At 71.6% G+C, this 21,895-nt stretch carries 21 protein-coding genes; 17 read left to right on the forward strand and 4 right to left on the reverse strand.

Annotated elements, in window-relative coordinates:
* Position 1 precedes the first annotated feature (1 nt).
* A complete protein-coding gene (locus VF092_31225) occupies positions 2 to 2,128 on the reverse strand; it encodes a GMC family oxidoreductase (protein HEX6751808.1) in 2,127 nt (708 codons plus the stop codon).
* A 435-nt stretch (positions 2,129 to 2,563) separates the two neighbouring features.
* Here VF092_31225 and VF092_31230 point away from each other — a divergent pair, with 435 nt between their 5' ends.
* The 5 genes from VF092_31230 to VF092_31250 all read left to right on the forward strand — a co-directional run bounded on the left by VF092_31230 (position 2,564) and on the right by VF092_31250 (position 8,173).
* Complete coding sequence (locus VF092_31230) at positions 2,564 to 3,205, forward strand: hypothetical protein (GenBank protein ID HEX6751809.1); 642 nt, start codon at positions 2,564 to 2,566, stop codon at positions 3,203 to 3,205.
* A 402-nt stretch (positions 3,206 to 3,607) separates the two neighbouring features.
* On the forward strand, positions 3,608 to 4,156 hold the full coding sequence (locus tag VF092_31235; GenBank protein ID HEX6751810.1) for a hypothetical protein: 549 nt from the start codon (positions 3,608 to 3,610) through the stop codon (positions 4,154 to 4,156).
* Between the two features lie 216 nt (positions 4,157 to 4,372).
* Positions 4,373 to 4,807: a hypothetical protein gene (locus VF092_31240; GenBank protein ID HEX6751811.1), complete on the forward strand. Its 435-nt coding sequence runs from the start codon at positions 4,373 to 4,375 to the stop codon at positions 4,805 to 4,807.
* A 133-nt stretch (positions 4,808 to 4,940) separates the two neighbouring features.
* On the forward strand, positions 4,941 to 5,336 hold the full coding sequence (locus VF092_31245; GenBank protein ID HEX6751812.1) for a BlaI/MecI/CopY family transcriptional regulator: 396 nt from the start codon (positions 4,941 to 4,943) through the stop codon (positions 5,334 to 5,336).
* The gene (locus VF092_31250) at positions 5,333 to 8,173 is read left to right on the forward strand and encodes a M56 family metallopeptidase (protein ID HEX6751813.1); all 2,841 of its coding nucleotides are present in this window, start codon (positions 5,333 to 5,335) and stop codon (positions 8,171 to 8,173) included. The genes VF092_31245 and VF092_31250 overlap by 4 nt, the downstream gene beginning before the upstream one ends.
* Positions 8,174 to 8,291: 118 nt before the next feature.
* On the opposite strand, the gene VF092_31255 is transcribed toward VF092_31250, so the two are convergent.
* A complete protein-coding gene (locus VF092_31255; protein ID HEX6751814.1) occupies positions 8,292 to 8,561 on the reverse strand; it encodes a hypothetical protein in 270 nt (89 codons plus the stop codon).
* 121 nt (positions 8,562 to 8,682) lie between these two features.
* The gene (locus VF092_31260; GenBank protein ID HEX6751815.1) at positions 8,683 to 9,810 is read right to left on the reverse strand and encodes a ribonuclease D; all 1,128 of its coding nucleotides are present in this window, start codon (positions 9,808 to 9,810) and stop codon (positions 8,683 to 8,685) included.
* A gap of 518 nt (positions 9,811 to 10,328) precedes the next feature.
* On the opposite strand from VF092_31260, the gene VF092_31265 reads away from it, so the two are divergent.
* The 6 genes from VF092_31265 (at position 10,329) to prmA (ending at position 17,237) form a co-directional block, all read left to right on the forward strand.
* Positions 10,329 to 11,903 (forward strand): amidohydrolase, encoded by a 1,575-nt coding sequence (locus VF092_31265; protein ID HEX6751816.1) that lies wholly within the window; start codon positions 10,329 to 10,331, stop codon positions 11,901 to 11,903.
* Complete coding sequence (locus VF092_31270; GenBank protein ID HEX6751817.1) at positions 11,900 to 12,268, forward strand: hypothetical protein; 369 nt, start codon at positions 11,900 to 11,902, stop codon at positions 12,266 to 12,268. The genes VF092_31265 and VF092_31270 overlap by 4 nt, the downstream gene beginning before the upstream one ends.
* 280 nt (positions 12,269 to 12,548) lie before the next feature.
* Positions 12,549 to 13,766, forward strand: coding sequence for a radical SAM family heme chaperone HemW (hemW, locus tag VF092_31275; GenBank protein ID HEX6751818.1), 1,218 nt, complete (start codon positions 12,549 to 12,551; stop codon positions 13,764 to 13,766).
* A gap of 378 nt (positions 13,767 to 14,144) precedes the next feature.
* A complete protein-coding gene (gene hrcA / locus VF092_31280; protein ID HEX6751819.1) occupies positions 14,145 to 15,188 on the forward strand; it encodes a heat-inducible transcriptional repressor HrcA in 1,044 nt (347 codons plus the stop codon).
* 19 nt (positions 15,189 to 15,207) lie between these two features.
* Positions 15,208 to 16,362 (forward strand): molecular chaperone DnaJ, encoded by a 1,155-nt coding sequence (gene dnaJ, locus VF092_31285; protein ID HEX6751820.1) that lies wholly within the window; start codon positions 15,208 to 15,210, stop codon positions 16,360 to 16,362.
* Entirely contained in the window at positions 16,359 to 17,237 is an 879-nt protein-coding gene (gene prmA / locus VF092_31290; protein ID HEX6751821.1) for a 50S ribosomal protein L11 methyltransferase, read from the forward strand. The genes dnaJ and prmA overlap by 4 nt, the downstream gene beginning before the upstream one ends.
* Positions 17,238 to 17,325: 88 nt before the next feature.
* On the opposite strand, the gene VF092_31295 is transcribed toward prmA, so the two are convergent.
* Positions 17,326 to 17,916, reverse strand: a complete 591-nt coding sequence (locus tag VF092_31295) for a hypothetical protein (GenBank protein HEX6751822.1) — start codon at positions 17,914 to 17,916, stop codon at positions 17,326 to 17,328.
* A 575-nt stretch (positions 17,917 to 18,491) separates the two neighbouring features.
* On the opposite strand from VF092_31295, the gene VF092_31300 reads away from it, so the two are divergent.
* The 6 genes from VF092_31300 to VF092_31325 all read left to right on the forward strand — a co-directional run bounded on the left by VF092_31300 (position 18,492) and on the right by VF092_31325 (position 21,893).
* Complete coding sequence (locus VF092_31300) at positions 18,492 to 19,250, forward strand: hypothetical protein (GenBank protein HEX6751823.1); 759 nt, start codon at positions 18,492 to 18,494, stop codon at positions 19,248 to 19,250.
* Entirely contained in the window at positions 19,247 to 19,432 is a 186-nt protein-coding gene (locus tag VF092_31305) for a hypothetical protein (GenBank protein HEX6751824.1), read from the forward strand. The genes VF092_31300 and VF092_31305 overlap by 4 nt, the downstream gene beginning before the upstream one ends.
* Before the next feature lie 123 nt (positions 19,433 to 19,555).
* Positions 19,556 to 19,837: a YHS domain-containing protein gene (locus VF092_31310; protein ID HEX6751825.1), complete on the forward strand. Its 282-nt coding sequence runs from the start codon at positions 19,556 to 19,558 to the stop codon at positions 19,835 to 19,837.
* A 107-nt stretch (positions 19,838 to 19,944) separates the two neighbouring features.
* The gene (locus VF092_31315) at positions 19,945 to 20,292 is read left to right on the forward strand and encodes a histidine triad nucleotide-binding protein (protein ID HEX6751826.1); all 348 of its coding nucleotides are present in this window, start codon (positions 19,945 to 19,947) and stop codon (positions 20,290 to 20,292) included.
* A gap of 114 nt (positions 20,293 to 20,406) precedes the next feature.
* The gene (locus VF092_31320; protein ID HEX6751827.1) at positions 20,407 to 21,141 is read left to right on the forward strand and encodes a hypothetical protein; all 735 of its coding nucleotides are present in this window, start codon (positions 20,407 to 20,409) and stop codon (positions 21,139 to 21,141) included.
* 128 nt (positions 21,142 to 21,269) lie between these two features.
* Positions 21,270 to 21,893, forward strand: a complete 624-nt coding sequence (locus VF092_31325) for a zinc ribbon domain-containing protein (protein HEX6751828.1) — start codon at positions 21,270 to 21,272, stop codon at positions 21,891 to 21,893.
* Positions 21,894 to 21,895: the final 2 nt, after the last annotated feature.

Consider the following 21,895-nt stretch of genomic DNA (forward strand, 5'->3'; position numbering starts at 1 on the left):
CCTACGGCGCGTGGGCGGCGGACGCGGGCTGCATCGCCCCGGCGCTGCCGGCGCGCGCGGGTGCGTGGCGCGCGGCGATGCGCTCCGCGATGACCGTCGCGAGCGCCATGATCGTCTCCTGCGGGTTCACGCCGGGCGCGGTGGGGAGGATCGAGCCATCGCAGACGTAGAGCCCGGGGACGCCGTGGCGCTCGCCGTCGGGCGTGCAGCCGCTCGTCGCGGGGTCCGTGCCGATGCGGCAGGTGCCGTTCACGTGCGCGGAGAGAACGCCCACCTGGTTGGGCCCGTACGGCCGCCGGTCGAGCACGCCGAGATCCGCCGGCGAGCGCAGCCGCGTCTCCCGCGCGTGCAGCGTCGTCGCCTCGCGCGCGCCGGCGGCGAAGTGGATGCGCGCGGCTGCGGCCATCCCCCGCTTCAGCCGCTCGCGCTCGGCGGGGCCGGGGAGGTAGCGGATGCGGACGCGCCCGCGCCGGTCCACCGTCACCCCGCCCTGCGACGCGCGCCGGTCCGCGCCGTCGCGGACGAGCACGATGAACGGCGCCATCCGCCCCGCCTGGCGCATCGCCGCGCGGTGGCGCTCGCCGTAGCCGGGGAGCACCGCGGCGGAGAGCGCCGGGTACATCGGCGGGCACTCGATCCAGAAGCCGTATCCATCCCCCTCGCCCACGAACTCGTCGCAGACGGCGGAGAGGGGAACGCCCGCGGCGCCGTACATCTCCCGGTCGTAGAAGCCGGTGACGAGGGTGGTGGGATGGAGACGGAGATACCGCCCCACCCCGCCGCCGCCCATCCCCGAGCGCTGCAGGATGGCCGGCGTGCCGATGGCTCCTGCCGCGAGGACGACGAGCGGCGCCTCGACGGTGACGCGGCCGCGCGGCCTCCCCGTCCCCCGCTCGAGCACGGTGCCGTGGACGCGCTTGAGCGGCGCGCGGCCTCCGTGCCCGGCCATCTCCACCCGGTCGGCGCGGATGTCGGTGAGGAGCCGCGCGCCGGCCGCCAGCGCCACGGGGACGTGGACGGCCGCGGTGCCCTGCTTGGCGTCGTAGCGGCATCCCAGCCCGCAGAAGCCGGAGCGGACGCACCCCTTCGCGTTCACGCGCGCGGGCGACGCGCTCCATCCCAGCGCGCGGGCGCCGTCCAGCAGCGCGCGGTTGGGCGGGTTGTGGGCATCGTCCGGCATCGCCCGCGTGTGCGTCTCCGCCTCGATCCGCGCGAAGACGGGCGCCAGCTCCGCCGGGCCCATCCCCACCGTGCCGTGCTCCGCGGCCCACTCCTCCAGCACGTGGCCGCGGGTGCGCAGCATGATCATCCAGTTGACGAGCGTGCCGCCGCCCACCGCGCGCCCCTGCAGCATCGGCACGGAGACGTCGTCGGTGGCGCGCGTGCCCTTTTCCGCGTACAGCGCCTCCGTCATCTCCGCCTCGCGCTCGGTGAAGTCGCGCGGGCGATGCCAGCCGCCCTCCTCCAGCATCACCACCTCGAACCCCGCCTCGGCCAGCCGCGCCGCCGCCACCGCGCCGCCCGCGCCGGTGCCCACCACGCAGACGTCTGCGCGGACACGGGTGTCGCCGCCGAGCCGCGCGCCCTCCGTCACCTGCCGCATCCACGCCTCGTCGTCGAAGTCGATGCGGGGCAGGGGGATGGGGATCGCTTTCGCGTCGTCCGTCCGCCCGCGCGCGATGGGCTCGTCGTCGGAGGATGCGCCCGGCGCGGGCCCCTCCCACGGAAACGCGGGCACGCGGGGCTGGAGAGGGCCGAGGTAGCCGATCTCGGCGTACGACTCCGGGCGCGCGTACCAGGTGGAGAGCACGAGCCGTCGCAGCGCCTGGAACACGCTGCGGCGCGCGGGGATGCGGCTCAGCTCCCACCCGCGCAGCCACGCGTCCTGCCGCGCCGGCGCCATCCGGCTGAAGCGCACGGGGATGCCGCCCGTGAGCGCGGCGGTGACGGGGTGATCGAGGACGGTGAGGAGCCGCGCGATCAGCGCCGCCTGCTCGGGATCGATGCCGTCCAGCCGCGCCTCGACGTCGCGCGCGAGCGCCGCCGCGCGCCCGTCCGCTTCCGGGAGCGGGACGATGCGGCGGCAGAGCGCCTCGAGCGCGGCGTGCTGGGCGGCGGTCAGCGGCATCGTCGGCGGGTGATCGGGAGGATGCGGGCGCGTGCCCGATCCGAAGCATACCCGCGCCCCGGAAGCCCGTCAACGCACGCAAATCACTGAGCCGCGCTCACTTGGGAAGCGCTCCCGTGGGGGAGACGGGCGGTTAAACCCGCGTCTCAAACATTGGGAAGCCTGCCCGCGCAGGCTGCGGCCGCGACGTTCGGGCGTTTCCACACCGTTTTTGCGGTTGAAGCCCGCGCAGTTTGCGGGCTTTCCAATTTTCCAGCCGCGGGTTTACCCGCCCGTCCTAGGACGCGGACACGAGGATTAAGAGTCGATGCAAGTTGCACATCCTCAACGATTTAGACGTAGATTCGGCCCGCGACTTGCAACCCTCACCCGTCCGCTCCGTGGGGGGGCGATGTGGAGGGGTGGACGCTCGAAACCGGATTCAAGGAGGGATCGATGCGAGGTTACGGACGCGACTATGACCAGGGCCGCAGCTGGATCGATCGCGCGGGCGACACGGTCCGCGGATGGTTCGGCGGCGGGCGCGACTACGACCGCGATTACGGCTGGGACGGCGGCTCCGCGCGCGGCCTGCACCGCGACTGGGACCGCGGCCTGTCGCGCGGCCGCGACTGGGACCGCGAGACCGACTGGCACGGGCTGGGCGGCGGCGGCTACCGCATGAACAACTGGAACAATCAGCACGCCACCCGCGACGTGGTGGAGCGCGCCGGCGGCTACTACGGGATGGACTACGACCGCGGCTACGACCGCGGGATGCACGGCTCCGGCTGGACGCGCGGCGACTACGGCCGCGACTACGCCACGGGCGGGTGGACCCGCGGCGGCCTGACGCGCGGCGTGCGCACCGGCCGCGGCCGCATGGGAATGCAGCAGGGCTCCTTCGGCGGCATGCGCGACACCTGGCTGGGCCACGAGTACGGCGGCGGCGGATACAACGACTGGGGCGACTACAACCGCGGCGGCTACGGCGGGCAGGCGTTCCGCGACAGCCGCTCGGGCGGGGTGGAGCCCGGCCGCTACTTCGACGGCTACGGCATCGGCTCCAGCGGCGGCCACGGCTACGAGCCGTACTGATCGCGGCTGATGCGATGACCGAGGCGGGCGCTCCAGCAGGGGCGCCCGCCTCACTTTATCTTGTGATCGAGGACTCACTCGAACACCCGCCCGACGTCATCCTGAGGCCGTCCAGACCGTAACCGGCGTCTTCGCCAATGGTTGCAGGCCGAAGGATCTATCGCCGGCCTTCGAGCGACAGCCAGGCATTCGCGCCGACACTGGCCAAAGATTCCTCAAGCGCCAAGCCTCGGCGTGGAAAGAAGTTACCGTGCCGCGCCCTCGGAACGACAGCGTGCGGGTGTGAGCTTCGTCATCACGTGCGACGGGCTTGACAAATGCCGGAACAAAACCGAAGATAAACCGTAATTGCTTGGGAGCAATCCGCCGCGGCGGCAGGGAGCACAACGCAGGAGCAGGACGATGAGCTTCGACCTCGATGCCTACGCGCCGGTGCAGGAGCGCATCGGCGAGTTCTACCGCGATTTCCCCCACGGATGCATCCAGACGCGCCTGGTGCGCGACGACGGGCCCGAGGTGGTGTTCGAGGCGCGCGTCTTCCGCACCCCCGACGAGGTGCGCGAGGGCGTGTACACCAGCGGCTGGGCGCGCGAGGTCGAGGGGAAGAACCCGGTGAACCGTACCAGCCACCTGGAGAACTGCGAGTCCAGCGCCATCGGCCGCGCGCTGGCCAACCTGGGCTACAGCAAGGACGCCACCCGTCCCAGCCGCAGCGAGATGATCAAGGTGCACCGCATGCGCCAGGAGCACGAGGCCATGCTCGAGTTCATCCGCGAGGTGGGCGCGCGCTGCGAGGAGGAGATGGAGATCCGGGTGAGCGGCGGCCCCCGCAACCTGAAGGGCTACATCCGCGAGAACTGGGCGCCCATCAAGGAGCAGTACCGCCTGGCCCGCACCGTGGTCGAGGCCATCGAGGGCTCCACCGGCGAGCAGTTCAAGGTGGCGGCGTAGCTTCGCCTCTCCGCGCATCGACGAGCAGGTATCCGACGGCCGGATACTTCTACGGGCGGGTGAACCCGCGGCTGGAACGTTGGGAAGCCTGCTGCGCAGGCTGCGAGGACGGCCGCCGCGGCCATGCGCGTTGCCGTCGTGTCCGGGCAGGGTTACGCTCCAGCCGTGGTCGCGAGCACGACGGCGGGTGCGTCACCGGAAACCGGGACGGCGGCGATGGCGCGAGTTCGCAGGCAGGAGAGTCCGCGACACCTTCCCGTGGCCATCCTCGTCGACGTCGACGGCACGCTCGCGGGGCCGTATCGACAGGGCAGGCGCGAGCTCCGACCGTCCGCGCGCGACGTTCTCGCCATGCTGTCCGAGGCCGCGCCCGTGTTCCTCTGGTCGATCGTCGGGGCGGACAACGGGACGCGGCTGCTCCAGGAGTTCCCCGAGCTGCGGCCCTACGTGAAGGGGTGCGCCGGCAAGATGGACTTTCCACTCGACACCGTCGGCCGCCCGTACGCCATCGACGACGAGGCCGTGGACGCCCCGGTCCTGTCCTGCTACTGCCACCTCCTCGACGGCAGCTACTGGGGCGGAGACGAGCTGGACGACCTGCGCCGCGTCGCAGCCGAGCTGGTCGCCGAGATCCGCGGCGAGCCGGCCTGAGCACCTTCCCCCGGCGTCCGCCGACACTTTCGCGCGAGTTTCTCATCGTCTCCACAAGACCGTTGACATCTCCGCCCAAGGTGCTAATGTATTAACACAGTGCCAACCGATTAGCATCTCACCAGGAGGGTGGATGTCCCCGACGGGATCGATGAACCTGGGGCGGCGGGAGCGGCAGATCATGGACGCGGTGTACCGGCTGGGCCGCGCCACCGCGGCCGAGGTGCTGGCCGACCTCCCCGATCCGCCCTCGTACTCCGCCGTGCGCGGCATGCTGCGCCTGCTGGAGGACAAGGGCTACCTGCGCCACGAGCAGGATGGCCCGCGCTACGTCTACCTTCCCACCACCGCGCGCGACGAGGCGCGCCGCTCGGCGCTCGCGCACCTGCTGCGCACCTTCTTCAACGACTCGCGCGAGAACGCGGTGGCCGCGCTGCTGGACCTCGGCGACGAGCCGCTGGACGACGCCGAGTACCGCCGCCTCCGCACCCTCCTGGACCAGGCCCGCGAACCCGGAGACGAGCAATGAGCGCCCTGCTTCCCGATCTCGCCTTCCCGCTGGCCGTGGTGGTCAAGGCCACGCTCCTGCTCGCCGCGGCGGCGGTCGCCGCGGGGGTGCTGGCGTGGCGCCGGGCGCCCGCGGCGGCGCGGCACCTGGTGTGGACGCTGGCCGTATGCGGGGTGCTGGCGCTCCCGCTCTTCTCCATCACCCTGCCCGGATGGCGGCTGGCGTTCGTGCGGCTGCAGCCCCCGGCGGCGCCGCTCACGGAGGAGCTTCCGCCGCTCCCGCCGGTGAGCGCGCTGCCGCCCGCATCGGCCGGGACGCTGCCGGAGCTCCCGCCGATTCCCGCGAGCGTCGCGCCGACCGTGGAGGTCACGCCTCCAGCCAACGCGATCCCCTTCGATGGGGAGATGGCGATCCCCGTCGTCTACCTGCTGGGCGTGATCGCGCTGCTCGGGCGGCTGCTGGCGGGGCGGTGGAGCGTGCGGCGGCTGGCGCGCGCGGCCTCGCCCGTGACCGGCGAGGCGTGGACGGCGCTGCTGCGCGACCTCCGCTGGATGATGGACGTCGACCGCCCGGTGACGCTGCTGCGCGGCGCCGGCGCCACCATGCCGATGACGTGGGGGACGCGCCGGCCCACCATCCTCCTTCCCGAAGAGGCGGTGGAGTGGCCGGAAGACCGGCGGCGAGTGGTGCTTCTCCATGAGCTGGCCCACGTGGCCCGGCACGACTGCCTGACGCAGACGCTGGCCGCGCTGGCGTGCGCGCTCTACTGGTTCCACCCGGGCGCGTGGTACGCCGCGCGCCGCCTGCGCGTGGAGCGCGAGCTGGCGTGCGACGACCGCGTGCTCGCCGCCGGCACGCGGGCCAAGGAGTATGCGTCGCACCTGCTCGAGGTGGCGCGCGGGTTCCGGGCGCCGCCGCTGGCCGCGGCCGCCGCCGTCAGCATGGCGCGCCCGTCGCAGCTCGAGGGGCGCCTCCTGGCCGTGCTCGACCATCTCCGCAGCCGCCACGCGCTGACCCGCCGCGCCGGCCTGGGCGCCGCGGCCGCCGCGCTGGCGCTGGTGCTGCCGCTGTCCGCCGCGCGCCCCGCGTCGGCCGTGCAGGACCCGAAGCCGCGCTCGGCCCCGGCCCCGGCCTCGCCCGAGGCGGCGATGGCGCGGGCGCGCGAGGCGGCGCGGCATCCCTCTGACGGGTGCGTGCTGTCGCGCGGGAGCTCGCTCAGCTGCACCATCGACGCGCGTCCGGGCGAGCGGCTGTCGCTCCGGCTCCCCGCGGGCGTGTCCGCGCGGGTGGTGGGATGGGATCGCGCTGAAGTGGTCGTGCGCCTGGAATCTTCTTCCCGCACGTTCGATGCGTCGGCGGACCGCATGGACGGCGGCGTGCGCGTGGCCGTCGCCCGCGCCTCGGGACACGGCGGGAACGGGCCCGACCTGGAGATCCAGGTGCCGCGGAGGTTCGACGTGGCCACCGACGCGGACGGCGGCGGGGTGGAGATCCGCGGGGTGGAAGGGAACTTCACCGGCAACACGCGCGGCGGCGGGGTGGCGTTCATCGACGCGGGCGGCACGGTGCGCATGGACGCGGGCGGCGGCGGCGCCTACATCAGCCACACGCGGCTCAGCGGGCGGCTGGAGATGCGCGGCGGCGGCGTGCTGCTGGACGAGAACCGCGGCAACCTCGACATCTCCGGGGCGAACGCCACGGTGCGCGGCTCGGCGGCCGACCTGGGCGCGTGGGGAGAGCGCGTGCGCGGCGAGGTGGAGGCGGCGAACGAGGCGGCGTCGCGCGCGATCTCCATCGACCGCGTGCTGACGGGGAACGTGGCGAAGGACGGCGGCCCCATCGTCGCGGCGACGGTGCAGCCGGGCGCGCGCCTGTACACCGGCGGCGGCGACATCACCGTGCGCCGCGCGCAGGGCGACATCTCCGCCACCACCGGCGGCGGCGACGTGCGGCTGGAGTCGGTGGCCGGCGGCGCCAAGGTCAGCACCGGCGCGGGCGACGTGCTGGTGCGCGTGGACGGCCAGGGCGGCGACGTGGAGGTGACCTCCGGCCGCGGCGGCGTCACCCTCGTGCTCCCCGACGGGTTCAGCGGCAGCGTGGACCTGGAGACGGCGTACACGCAGAACCACGCCGCCACCCGCATCACCAGCGACGTGCCGCTGGCCATCAGCGAGACGCGCGAGTGGAGCGCGCGCGAGGGCACGCCGCGCCGCTACGTGCGCGGCCGCGCCACGCTGGGCTCCGGCCGCCACCGCGTGCACGTGCGCACGGTCAACGGCGACGTTCGCCTCGTGCGCGGCGGCGACGTGGCGGTGGCCGGCAGGGGACGAGGGAGCCGCGACGTTACGGTGAACGCCGGCGGCGCGGTGGTGAACACGGCCGGGAGCGGCAATGCCAGCACGGTGAGCGTCGGCGGCGCGGACGTGGCCTGCGCGGGGCAGAGCTGCACGGTGACGCTTCCCGGCACCGACGTCCAGGTGTCCACTAGCGCGGGGGCCACCACCATCGGGTATCGAACGGGCGCGGCGGATGCGCGGGGCGGCACGGTGGGATACGTCTCCGGCTCGGGCGAGCGCACGGTGCTGGCGAGCGACCCGCAGGGCTACGCCTACGCGCTGGGCGACGTGCCCGAGCGGATTCGCCTGATGGGGATGATCGGCCGCAACTCGCCGGCGGCCGCGGCGGCGCAGGCGCTGGGCCGCTTCGCGTTCGCCGATCCAGACGCGCGCGTGCGGCGGGCCGCAGTCGACGCGCTGGCGGAGATCCGTGGCCGCGAACGCGACGAGCAACTCCGCCGCATCGCCCGCGATCATCCCAGCGCATCCATCCGCCGCCGCGCGTCGGAGGCCCTGCGCTGAAAAACAGAAGGGCTCACGCAGAGGTCGCAGAGGGCGCAGAGGACGCAGAGGAATGAACCGAACTCCTCTGCGCCCTCTGCGACCTCTGCGTGAGATCCAGTCTTTTCCGATTTTTGGATCAGTGGATGCCCGCGTCGGTCTTCGCCCACTCGAGGCGGCGGCGGATCTCCTTGTCGCTCATGGTGCGGATGGCGAACTCGGCGGCGCGGAACGAGTTGAACTCCACGTTGGTGCGGATCGGCTCCGCGTCGGGGTCGGCGGCCGGGCGGAAGGCGAGCACCGCGCCGTCCTTGAGGTGCGCCACCTTGCTCGCCACCGGCACCGCCGTCCAGGTGCGCCCGTCGGCGTCGATCACCGCGCGCGCGGCGGTATCCAGCATGTCGGTCATCGTCGTAAGCCTGGTTAGAGTCCTAAGTCCTAAGTCCTAAGTCCTAAGTTTAGCCGTCCCTCGATCTGCGTGGCACTCAACACTTAGGACTTGGGACCCAGGACTTAGGACTATCTGTTCTTCATCTCAACGCCTTCAGCAGCGCCTCCCCGATCGCCTCAACCTGCCAGCGCCGCACTCCCGACACCGCCGTCAGCTCGTCGGCGGTGCGCGGGCGGGCCCTGGCCACTTCCTCCAGCTGCGCGCGCGACATCACGAAGCCAGGGTCCAGCCCCAGCGCGTCGGCGCGGCGGTTGCGCGCGTCCTTGAGCGACTCCACGCGCGCCTCCAGCTCGAAGTCGCGCTCCCAGCGCGGCGAGCGCGGCCAGCGCGGCAGCTCGTCGTCGGGCACCTCCAGCCCGCGCGACACCGCGGCCAGGATGTCGCGCCCGCGCCGCTGCACCGTGCCGTCCGACACGCCGCTGATGGACTTCAGCGCCGCCATGGTCTTCGGCGGCGTGGCGCTCATCTCCAGCAGCGCCTGGTTGCCGAGCACGCGGAAGGTGGCGCGGTCCAGGTCGCGCGCCACGCCCTCGCGCCAGCCGTACAGCTCGCGCAGGATGGCCAGGCCGCGCGGCTGCAGGTCGCGCGCGCCCTTCACCTTCATCCACGCCTCGCGCGTGCCGTCCTCGTTCTCGGTCCAGCGCGTCTGCTCGCGGCGGCGGAACTCCTCCTCGGCCCAGTGCAGCCGCCCCTTGGCCACCAGCTCCTCGCGCAGCCGGTCGCGCAGCGCGGGAAGATGCGCGGTGTCCGTCGCCGCGTACTCCTTCATCCCCTCGCTCAGCGGGCGCTCGCCCCAGTCGGCGCGCTGGTGCTCCTTGGGCAGCTTCAGCCCCAGGTACTTCTCCACGATGTTGCCCAGCCCCAGCGAACGCTCGCCCAGGAAGGCCGCGGCCACCTGCGTGTCGAAGAGGTTGGCGATGGACAGCCGTGCGTCGCGGTCGAGGATGCGAACGTCGTAGTCGGCGTCGTGGAAGACCTTCTCCACCGCCCCCGACTCGAACAGCTCGCGCAGCGGCGACAGGTCGGGCACCGTCTGCGGGTCGACCAGGAAGTTGTCGCCGCGGGTGGAGATCTGGACCAGGCTGAGGCGGTCGAAATACCGGTGATAGCCGGCGGCCTCGGTGTCGGCGCCCAGCAGCGGCTCGCCGCGGAGGCGCTCGACCACGTCGCGAAGCCGTTCGGGCGTGTCGATGTATTCGTAGTCCATTCCCTCACCGGTCCGAAAGAGGCGCCAATGTCGTTGTCCCGCCGCACCTTCGCAACCCGTGACCTCTCGCGGCGTGCCTTGCGGACAGATACTTAAATGTTTGCGATACAACGGCTTGCATGTTTTTCGACGTGCAATTGCTACACCAGCGGTATCAGCAGACTGCCCGGCGAGCCGCTCCGCCACGCACAAACCGCCCACGGAGCCGCTCCCGACCGGCCTGAACGCATCTCCTATGGGTGTGATGGAAGAAAGATCCGCGTGTGGGACGATATGTTATCTCGGGCCATTGGACGGAAACTCGACACACTGGGGATGGGACGTTCTTGCCCGAATCGATCCTGACTCGTCTCCCGCGGCTCGGGAGGAAGGGATCGGGGGATGAGCGCGCGGCGCTCCGTTGCATCCCGCCGTCCTCGTCCCGATCTTCCGCCGCTCCGATTCCGTGGGTCGGGAGATGATTCGCCGATTCGCGGATCATCCCCGGATCTCGTCCCTGACGTCGACACCCGGACCGCATGCCGTCTCCCGCGCTTCCGCCGGACCTGATCGTCCGCGCCCGCCGCATCCACGTGCTCGGCGACCACGCGCTCGTCGAGGCGCTGCTGGTGCGCGGCGGCCGCATCGCCGCGCTCGGCACGTTCGGCGAGGTGCGGGCGCTCGCCGCGGCCGGCGCGCGCGTCGAAGACCTGCGCGACGCCGTCGTTACGCCGGGGCTGACGGACGCGCACGTGCACCTCACCACCTACGGCCTCTCGCTCCGCCGCGTCGACCTGAACGCCGTGCGCACGATCGGCGACGCGCTGGAGATGATCGGCCGCGCGGCGCGCACGGGCAGCGGCTGGCTGCGCGGCATCGGGTGGGACGTGCACCGCTGGGGCCGGCTTCCGACGCGCGAGGAGCTCGACGCGGTCAGTCCGGCGCGGCCGTGCTACTTCCAGAGCCACGACATCCACGGCGCGTGGCTGAACAGCGCGGCGCTGGCGGCGTGCGGCATCACCGGCGACACCGCCGACCCGGACGGTGGCAGGATCGTTCGCGACCACGCCGGCGAGCCCAGCGGCGTGCTGCTGGAGAAGGCGATGACGCTCGCCGAGCGCCACCTTCCGCTCGAATCCCCCGCCGAGCGCCGGGATGCGCTGCTCGATGCGCAGCGCGAGGTGCACCGCCTGGGGCTCACCGGCGTGCACTCGGTGGAGGTGACGGGGCTGGAAGACTGGTCCGCGCTGGCGGAAGAGGATCGGCTGCGGCTCCGCGTCCTGCAGGCCATCCCCCTGCCGCGCCTCTCCGCGGCCATCGAGACCGGGCTGCGCGGCGGATTCGGCGGCGAGTGGCTGCGGATCGGTGGGGTGAAGATGTTCCTGGACGGCGCGCTCGGCTCGCGCACCGCCTGGCTGCGCGAGCCGTACGTCGGCGGCGACGGATGCGGCATCAACACGCTGCCGCCCGACGAGTTCCGCGCCCACGTCGCCCGCGCGGCCGAGGCGGGGATCGCCAGCACCGTGCACGCCATCGGCGACGCGGCGGTGGAGCTTGCGCTCGAGGTCCTCTCCGCCGTCCCCCCGCCGAAGGCGATGCCGCACCGCATCGAGCATCTCCAGCTCTGCCCGCCGGACCTGTGGGCGCGGGCGGGGAGATCGGGGATCGTCGCGTCGATGCAGCCGGTGCACCTGATGACCGACATCCCCGCCGCCGAGCGCCATTGGGGCCACGAGCGCTCGCGCGGCGCCTACCCCTTCGCCGCCGTCGCGCGCGCGGGGATGACGCTCGCGTTCGGCTCCGACACCCCCGTGGAGACCGTCGATCCGCGCCTCGGCCTCTTCGCCGCCGTCAAGCGCGTCGGTTGGGACGGCGCACCGGAGGGGGGATGGTACGCCGAGCACGCAATCACCCCGGAGCAGGCGCTGCGCGCGTACACCGAGGGCCCGGCGCACGCCGCGGGCGAATCGGACCGCCGCGGCCGCCTCCTCCCCGGCTGCGACGCCGACCTCGTCGCCTGGGACCGCGATCCGCTCGCGTGCGAGCCTGACGAGCTGCGGGAGATGGCGTGCGTGCTGACCATGGTCGCCGGAGAGGCGGTGCACCGCGCATGAGCGAATCGCCCGGGACGACGGTGCTCTATCGCCCCGTCGGCGCGGCGGAGCTGAGGCTGATCGAGGAGAGCGGGTGGCGCGCGTTTCCGCCGCGCCTGCCGCACCAGCCGATCTTCTACCCCGTGCTCGACGAGGCCTACGCCGTCCAGATCGCCCGCGACTGGAACACGAAGGACGCGGCCAGCGGCAACGTCGGCTACGTCACCCGCTTCCGCGTGCGGACGGACTGGATCGCGCGCTACGAGGTGCAGACCGTCGGCGCGCGCGGCCACCGCGAGCTCTGGATCCCCGCCGACGAGCTGGACGACTTCAACCGCAACCTCGTGGGGCAGATCGAGGTGATCGGGGAGTTCCGGCCGGGGTGAGCGCGACGCTATCTCCCACAATGCGAGTAAACTCGCGGCTACAACTACACGCAGTCCGCCTTCGCGGACTTCATCACGGCGCGCCTCGCGGCATTTGTGCGAGGTTCGGAGTTCCGTGCCTGCTACGATGATCGAGCATCCGTACCGATGATTGTTCCGGCGAAGTCCGCGAAGGCGGACTGCGTGATGTTGTAGCCGCAACTTCAGTCGCATCGTCCAAATCTCTACCCACGCATCCGTTGACCGCACCCAGCCGCCCCTCCGGTGTACCATCGCGCGGATGAGCATTCTCGACGCGACCACGACGCATCCCACGGCGGATGAGCGGGGAGCGGGGCCGGCGGACCGGCCCCGCTCGCTGTACGTGCACGTGCCGTTCTGCGTGCGCCGCTGCTCGTACTGCGACTTCGCCGTACAGGCCACTCGCGAGGCGCCAACGGATCTCTGGCTCGACGCCGTCGCCGAGGAGATGCGCCTCCAGGCCGCCGAGTTCGGCTGGGACCGGCCGCTCGCGCTCGACACCGTCTACCTCGGCGGGGGCACCCCGTCGCTGCTGCGGCCCGACGCGATGGCCGGGCTGCGCCGCCGCCTGGAGCCGTACGCCGTCTGGAGCGACGCGGCCGAGTGGACGTGCGAGGCGAACCCGGAGAGCTTCACCCCCGAAACCGCCGCGGCGTGGCGCGATGCGGGCGTCAACCGCATCTCCCTGGGCGCGCAGACCTTCCACGAGCCCGCGCTGCGCTGGATGGGACGGATGCACGGCGTCGACGGCCCGCGCCGCGCGATGGAGGCCGCGCGCGGGGCGGGGATCATGAACGTCAGCGTCGACCTGATCTTCGGCCTTCCCGAGCGGCTGGGGCGCGATTGGGGCGCCGACCTCTTCCACGCGCTGGCGCTGGAGCCCGAGCACGTCTCGCTCTACGGCCTGACCGCCGAGGCCGCCGCGCCGCTCGGCCGATGGGTCAAGGAGGGCCGCGAAACGCTGGCGGACGAGGATCGCTACGCCGACGAGTATCTCCTCGCCCACGAGCGCCTGACCGCGGCCGGGTTCGAGCACTACGAGGTATCGAACTTCGGCCTCCCGGGCCGCCGCTCGCGCCACAACTTCGTGTACTGGACGGGCGCCCCGTACGCCGCGCTCGGCCCCGGCGCGCACGCCTTCCATCCCCCGCAGCGCCGCTGGAACGTGCGCGGGTGGGACGACTACCGCCGCATGCTTCTCGACGAGCACCGCCTCCCCCTCGACGGCCAGGAGATGGTGGACGAGGAGACGGCCGGCCTGGAACGCGCGTGGCTCCATCTCCGTACGGACCACGGGTGGCCGCTTCGGGACGCGGGGGAAGCGGAACTCCGGCTCGCCGACACCTGGGTCCGCCACGGCTGGGCGCGGGTGGATGGAGACGCCCTGAAGCTCACCGCCGAGGGCTGGCTCCTGCTCGATCGCCTCGCGGTGGAGATGGCGACCGCCGCCGAGCAGCGAGGTCTCGTCACGCGCTGAGCAGCCGCGAGCGAAGCGAGCCCAGGTCCTTCCCCCCAGTCGGTTTTGGGGGAGGGACAGCCGCGAAGCGGCAGGGAGAGGGCGAGAGCGCCGCGGCCGGGCCTGATCATTCCTCCGCGCCGTGACCCGTCCGTCTCGCCCTCCTGCACGGATGACAGCCGCCGCGGACATCCATCCGCCTGCGCGGCGGCGGGTCCGGCCGGAACGGCGCACCGGCGCGGCACCGGAACTTGCTCGTGCGGTGGCGGATGGGGAGCGAGGACGGGGCGCACAAGTGCCGTCGCGGCAACGGGAAGGCCTGCTTCCGGCATTGACGCGTCCCGGTGGGGACGGCAAATTCTACAGGTTTGTGCCCGCAATTCTCCCGCGGACATCCAGATGCCCGAAGAGCCCCTCACCGAGCGCGAGCACGCGATCCTCGAGGCGGTGATCCGCACCTACGTGGAGACCGCCGAGCCCGCCGGCAGCCGCACCGTGGCGCGCCGGTTCCGGCTCGGCATCTCTCCGGCCACGGTGCGCAACACCATGAGCGACCTGGAGGAGAAGGGGTATCTCTACCACCCCCACACCTCCGCCGGCCGCGTGCCCACGGACCTGGCCTACCGCCTGTACGTGGACTCGCTGATGCGCCCCGCGCCCGTCAGCGAGCGCGAGCGCACCGCCATCCGCCGCGAGCTGGAGCTGCGCGGCGAGGCCGCCGTGGAGCACCTCCTCCGCCGCGCCGCGCAGGTGCTGGGGCTGCTGACGCAGGAGCTGGGCGTGGCCATCGCCCCGCGGCTCGACCAGGCCACGCTCGAGCGGCTGGACCTGGTCACCCTCGGCGAGGCCAAGGTGCTGCTGGTGCTCACGCTGCGCGGCGCGGGGGTGCGCACCATCTACGTCGACGTCCCCGGCGCCATCCCGCCGCAGACATTGGCCGCGGTGGCGCGCATCCTCAACGAGCGGCTGGCGGGGCTCCCGCTGCGGGAGATCCGCGCCACGCTGGCCGAGCGCCTGCGCGACTCGGCGCCGTCGGAGCCGGGCGCCGCCGAGCTGCTGAACGTGTTCATGCAGGGCGCCGAGGAGCTGTTCGTGGGCCCGGCCGCGCCCGGACAGGACGTCCATCTCGGCCGCGCTTCGGTGCTGGCCGAGCAGCCCGAGTTCGCCAGCGGCCAGCGGCTGCGCGGGCTGATCGAGCTGACCGAGCGGCCCGACCTGCTCAAGAGCGCGCTGGCCGGTCGCGGCGAGGGCGGGCTGAAGGTGACCATCGGGGTGGAGCACGGCGATCCGGCGCTCTCCGACTTCACCCTGGTCACCTCCGAGTATCGCAGCGGCGGCCTGAAGGGAGTGATCGGGGTGATCGGACCCACGCGCATGCCCTACGACCGCGTGATCGCCCTGGTGGAAAGCACCTCGAACCTGATCTCCGAGTTCCTGGCGTGAGATTGATCGGCAAGGCGTGATGAGAGACTACTACGAGATCCTGGGCGTGGCGAAGGACGCCGACGGAGAGAGCATCAAGAAGGCGTACCGCAAGCTGGCCCTGCAGTATCACCCCGACCGCAACGGGGGCGACAAGGAGGCCGAGGAGAAGTTCAAGGAGGCCACCGAGGCGTACGAGGTGCTGCGCGACGGCGACAAGCGCGCCGCGTACGACCGCTTCGGCCACGCGGGGGTGAAGCGCGGCGCCGGGGCGGGCGCGGGCGGCTACGGCGGCGGCTTCGGCTTCGAGGACGCGCTGAACATCTTCATGCGCGACTTCGGCGGCTTCGGCGGCTTCGAGGACCTGTTCGGCGGCGGCCGGCGCCGCGGCGGCGTGCAGAAGGGGAAGGACCTGCAGGTGCGGCTGCGCATCACCCTGGCCGAGGTGGCCAGCGGGGTGCGCAAGACGCTCAAGGTCAAGGCGCTGGACCCCTGCTCGCAATGCCAGGGGACCGGCTCGGCCGACACCGGCGGCCCGGTGACCTGCGAGAGCTGCCAGGGAACGGGGCAGATCCGCCGCGTGCAGCGCAGCGTCTTCGGCCAGTTCGTCTCCGCCTCCGTGTGCCCGACCTGCGGCGGGGAGGGAAAGGTGATTCGCAACCCGTGCAAGAAGTGCCACGGCGACGGCCGCGAGCGCTCGGAGCGCACGCTGGAGGTGGAGATCCCCGCCGGGGTCAGCAGCGACAACTACCTGACGCTGCGGGGGATGGGCAACGCCGGCCCGCGCGGCGGCCCCCGCGGCGACGTGCTGGTGGTGATCGAGGTGGAGGACGACCAGCGCTTCGTGCGCGACGGGAGCGACCTCTTCTACGATCTCCCCGTCTCGTTCAGCCAGGCGGCGCTGGGGCAGGAGGTCGACGTTCCCACCGTGTACGGCGAGGAGAAGGTGCGCATCCCCGCCGGCGCGCAGGGCGGCGACGTGCTGACGCTGCGCGGCAAGGGGCTGCCGCACCTGGGCGGCGGCGGCCGGGGCGACCAGCACGTGCGCATCCACGTGTGGACGCCCACCGAGCTCTCGCCCGAGGCGCAGGACCTGTTCCGCCGCCTGGCCGAGCTCGAGGGCCCGGCGCCGGAGCGGGCCGGGCACGGGCAGAAGGGCTTCTGGGAACGCGTGAAGGACGCGTTCGCGGCGTGATCGACCCGCGCAGATGGCTGGTGCTGGCCGTCCGCGGCCCCTCGCCCGAGCTGGCGGGGCTGGTCGCCGACGGCCTGCTCGCGCTGGGCGGCGCCGCGGTGGAGGAGCGCGACGGCTGGTCCACCACCTGGCTCCTCCCGCCGCACGACGCCGAGGCCTTCGCCGCCGAGGCGCGCGAGCAGCTGGCCTCGTGGCTGCCGGAGGGGACGGAGCTGGAGATCGAGTGGCGGTGGCAGGAAGACGAGGACTGGGCCGCGGAGTGGAAGCGCGGCCTGGGCCCGCGCCGCGTCACCGATCGCATCGTGGTGAAGCCGACCTGGACGGAGTGGGAGGCCGAACCCGGCCAGGTGGTGATCGACGTCGACCCGCAGATGGCGTTCGGCACGGGCGAGCACGCCACCACGCGCGGCTGCCTGCGCCTGCTGGACGATGCCCTGCGCAAGGGCGACCGCGTGCTCGACGTGGGGTCCGGCTCGGGGATCCTGGCCATCGCCGCCGTGCGCCTGGGCGCGCGCGAGGCCATTGCAGTGGAGTACGACCCCGACGCCAACCTCAACGCCCGCGAAAACTTCGAGAAGAACGACGTGGAGGACCGGGTCACGCTGTTCGAGGGGCTGGCGGACGACGAGGTGCTGGCGGAGCTGGGGCGGTTCGACCTCGTCCTCGCGAACATCCTGAGCGGGGTGATCCGCCCGCTGCTGCCCGCGCTTCATCGCGCGCTCGCCGGCTCGCCGCAGGGGCGGCTGATCGTGAGCGGCATCCTCCGCGTAGAATCTCCCGACGTCGTGCGCGACGCCGAGGCCGCCGGCTTCCGCGTGGCCGAGGTGGACGAGGAAGAGGAATGGTGGAGCGCGCTCCTGCGCCCAATCGATTGAGCCGGGGCCCGTTCTTCGGCCCCACGTGAATTGTCGAGCGGCCCCGGAGACGGTTCTCCGGGGCCGCTCGTCTGCGTTGCTTGACTGCCTACTCTTCGTCGGAGTCCCGCTCCTTCTTCTCCGATCGTTTCGACTGCCGTTGGCGCCTGGCGCGGCCGACTTCCTGCGCGTTCGCCTCGCGTGCGATCTCGCTGAAGTGCCGTTCGGCCGCGTACTCTCCGCGCACCTGCAGATCGAACCAGTGCTCGATCTCGGCGAGGTTCTTCGGCGCCTCGTCCGGGAATGCCCGCGCGAACTGGAAGAGCAGCGAGATGGCGGCGCGCGCGTTCCCCTCGCCTTTCGGGAGCAGGTCGATCAGCCGCGGACGCAGCTTCCACTCTTTTTCGTCTTCTTCCCTGGGCTCAGGCATGACTCCACCCCCGAAGTAATCCAGGAGGACCTCGCCCAGCTTCTTGCGGGTGGAGAAGTTCGGCTGAGATTTTCCGTTCACGAACTTGCGGACGGTATCCTTCGCCATCTCCGCCATCTTGGCCACGCCGCGCAGCTTGAAGCGCGCGACGAGCTCGATGGTTCCCTCCCGAAGCTGCTCCACGGGAATGTACTTCCACGTGGTGGCGAGCTTTCCTTCCCGGTCATCGCCGGGGGTCTGGCTACTTTGGCCATGGTTTTGGCTTTTCATGGAAGAAGGTGGGGTCTACAGTCGAAATCGGCAATAGTGGTCAACCCCATCGCCAGAACACCGCCACCGCGGGAACTCTCGCCCATACTTTCGACTCGGGAACAAACTGCCAGAACCGAGGCGATTCAACGAAAAGCAGGTGGGGGGAGACTCTCCATGGATTCCACGATCCGACTAAAACGCGCCGCATCTGACTCCGCGGATATCCAGCATTGTGACGGGCTTGAAGATAGGCTTGGGGGATGCGTCCGAAGCGTAGCTGACGATGCGCTGCTGACGGAGGAGCGGCACCGAGATCCCGGCGCCGCTTCGTCGTTTCTGCCGATGTGATTTTTGGCCTAGACATGGTCACCCTGTCCCATCCGGGACGCCCACCTACGACCGCGCATCTCCTTGCGCTGCATCTCTTTTCCGAGGCCGGTTCCTTCCTGCGCGACGGTTGAGGAATCACACTGTACCGGCGGTGGCTGACTAGGCGCGAAGGGCGCTCACTTTGTGTGCCTGTTGGCCGCAGCAAAGGGTAGATATGATTCTCGCGCCCCGAGCTTCATGTCTGCCCCTTGATGATCCCCAGGATGACGAGCATCCCCGGGAGAAGGCGCCGTCGCTTCTACGAGCGGAAGGCGGTGGTCGAGCTGCTGGCGGTAATTCCGCCGGTGCTCACCGCCGCCGTCACCGCGCTCGTCAACATCCGCGACCCGGAGCGGCGCACCCTCGGCTGGCTGCTGGTGGGGGCAATCGGCTGGCTGCTCGTCTCCAGCGTCGTGAAGATCCTCCACGCGTACGCCCAGGACCGCGAGCAGAAGCGGCGGGAGGAATACGACGGGCTTCTTGGCGCGCTCCACGTGCTGTACGGCGTCGTGAGTACGCGCGCGGGGATCGGTCCGCGTGACGGTGGCCGGCTGCGCGTCACGGTCCACCGCGTCGTTCCGCCGAGCGGCAGCGGAATGGCCGCCGAAGAGCTGGAGCAGCTGCTTCCCTACGTTGGCGGACAGGGCGGCGGGCCGGGCAGGAAGTTCTCCATCCGCTCCGGCGTAATCGGAAAGGCCGTTCGCGCCAGAGCGGTCGTCGCGGTCACGCGCGGGAGCGACGAGCACGAGAAGTTCGTCGACGAGCTCGTGCGGGAGTGGGCGTACACCGAGCACGACGCGCGCAGGCTGAGCTCGGACAGGAGATCGTGGATGGCGGTGCCGGTGTTCGATTCGGGCTTCGTGGTCGTCGCCGTTGTCTACCTGGATTCAAACGACACAGAGTTCTTCACGCCGGAGCTTCAGAAGATTATCTTGGATGCGTCCGGCGGAATTGCCACCTACGTCAACGAGGTGTACAGATGAGCGAGCCCCGTTCCAAGGAGACTCGAGCGCCTCTGCGTTCCGTGGTAATCTCGCGCGAAGGCGCCGTTTTACACGCGGAGCTCATCCTGCTCGACGAGGAGACGCGCCGCAGGCTCACGGCTGAAAACGTCACGTATCTGCGGCCGGCGTATATTCCCGGCGGCAGGCGGGGCAAGAAGTAGGTCGCGGCCGCGCAGATCGCGATCGCCACAGCGGCGCCGGAGCTTTCCGGTGCCGCTTCGTCGTTGGTGCGGCGCGGACGATGCAGCGAGTTCGCCGCGGACCTGTTTCCCTGGAGGAGAACCATGGCCACGGCTCGCGATCCCGTGTGCGGGATGGACGTCGACACCGAGACCGCCGTGCGCGTCCAGCACGGCGACCACACGCACTACTTCTGCTCCGAGGCGTGCCGCGAGAAGTTCCTCGCGGACCCGGCGCGCTACGGCGACGTCCACGCGGCACAAGGCGCCGGCGAGGAAAACCCGCCGTTCACCGTGGACGAGCACGGGTTCGCCGCGCCGAAGTTCGGCTCGGCGGGAAGCGGCGGCGCCGAGTTCGAGCCGCTGCCGCCCGGCGTGCGCGACTGACGCGTAGCGGGATCGGACGCATTGCGCCCGGCCGGGCTTGTGGAGCCCGGCTGGGCTCCGCACTTTCGGGGCTCGGACGCCGATCAACCCCACGGGACGGACGAGCGATGAGCGACTGCATCTTCTGCAGGATCGTGGCGGGCGAGATCCCGTCGCAGCGTGTGCTGGAGGGCGACGACTGGATCGCCATCCGCGACATCAACCCCGCCGCGCCGGTGCACGTGCTGGTGATCCCCCGCCGCCACGTGGATTCCGTCGCCGCGCTGGAGGATGGGGATGGGGAGCTGGCGGGCCGCCTCCTGCTGGCCGCGCGCGACGTGGCGCGGCAGGAGGGCGTCGCGGAGAGCGGATACCGCACGGTGATCAACACCGGTCCGCACGGCGGCCAGACGGTGGCGCACCTGCACGTCCACGTCATCGGCGGGCGCCAGCTCACCGGCCACGGCACCGCCTGATCCTCGTCGCCGGCGCCGCCGCTTGCGACGAGCAGCGGCGCCGTCTCCCGCTCGATCATCTCTCGATCCCCGAGCGATCGTGCACATCTCCGGACTCGTCCCGGTCGTCGTTCCGTGAAGGCGCGGACGCTGCTCGCGTGGGGGGTGCACGCGTACACGGCGCTGGGGCTGGTCGCCGCGGCGATCGTGGCGGTGCTGGCGGTGCGCGGCGACGCGGGGAGCATCCGCGCGGCGTTCCTGCTCCTCCTCGCCGCGACGGTGGTGGACGCGAGCGACGGGACGCTGGCGCGCGCGGTGGGCGTGAAGCGCGTGCTGCCGGGGTTCGACGGGCGGCGGCTGGACGACATCACCGACTTCCACACCTACACCTCGCTGCCGCTGCTGCTGGTGTGGCGCAGCGGCGTGCTGCGCCCGGAGCAGGCGCCATGGCTGCTGGTGCCGCTCCTGGCCAGCGCCTATGGCTTCTCGCAGGTCGACGCGAAGACGGAGGATGGCTACTTCCGCGGGTTTCCGTCGTACTGGAACGTGGTCGCCTTCTACCTCCACCATCTCCGCCCGGCGCCTGATGTTGCGCTGGCGGTGCTGCTGGGGCTGGCGGCGCTGACGTTCGTCCCCGCGAAGTACCTGTATCCCTCGCAGCCTGGCGCGCTCAACCGCTGGACGGCCGTCTTCGCGGCTGCGTGGGCCGCCGTGCTCGTGCTCGTCCTGCTCGACGTCGCCAGGCCGCCGCGGCCGTGGCTGCTCACGTCACTCGTCTTCCCCGTCTTCTACATGCTCGTGTCGTGGTGGATCAGCGTGCGCGACTGGAGGCGGGACCGTGGCGCCGGGAGATCGGCGGGTGGCGGGTGAATCGTCCCGCGCGGCGACTTGTAGGGGCCGCCGTGCGTTTGTATCTTCCTGACTCCACACGGTTTCCACGGCGATTTCCCCCGCGCCGCCCGCACCATCCCCGTCAAACTCCGCCCGAGGCTCGACCGATGAGCGAGATCCAGTTCAGCGACAACTACAACGACCTGTCCACCGACACCGGCTTCCAGTTCGAGTTCTTCTGCGAGCACTGCCGCGAGGCGTGGCGCTCGCCGTTCGACCGCTACGCGGCGGGAACGGCGGAGAGCCTGCTGGGCGCAGCCGAGGGGCTGTTCGGCGGGTTCTTCGGCACGGCGCGCAACGCGGTGAGCAACCTGCGCGGCGCGGGGTGGAGCAAGGCGCACGACGACGCCCTGCGCAAGGCGGTGGCGCAGGCGCGCGACCACTTCCACCGCTGCGCGCGCTGCGCCAACCACTACTGCGACAACTGCTGGAACGAGGACGAGGGCGTGTGCACCGTGTGCGTGCCGCGGCTGGACGCGGAGCTCTCGGCCATCCGCCGCGAGGCCAAGCTGAGCCGCGCCCGCGAGGAGGCGTATGCGCAGGCCACCGTCAGCCAGGCGGACCTCACCGACCGCGTGGTCAGCTGCCGCGACTGCGGGGCGCCCGTCGGGAAGGCGAAATTCTGCCCCGAATGCGGCACGTCCGTCTCGCTCACCCGCACCTGCGGCTCGTGCGAGGCCGAGATCCCCACCTCGTCCAAGTTCTGCCCCGAGTGCGGGGCCAAGTCGTAGGC

This window comes from Longimicrobium sp. (assembly GCA_036377595.1).
In the GTDB taxonomy this organism is placed as follows: Bacteria; Gemmatimonadota; Gemmatimonadetes; order Longimicrobiales; family Longimicrobiaceae; genus Longimicrobium.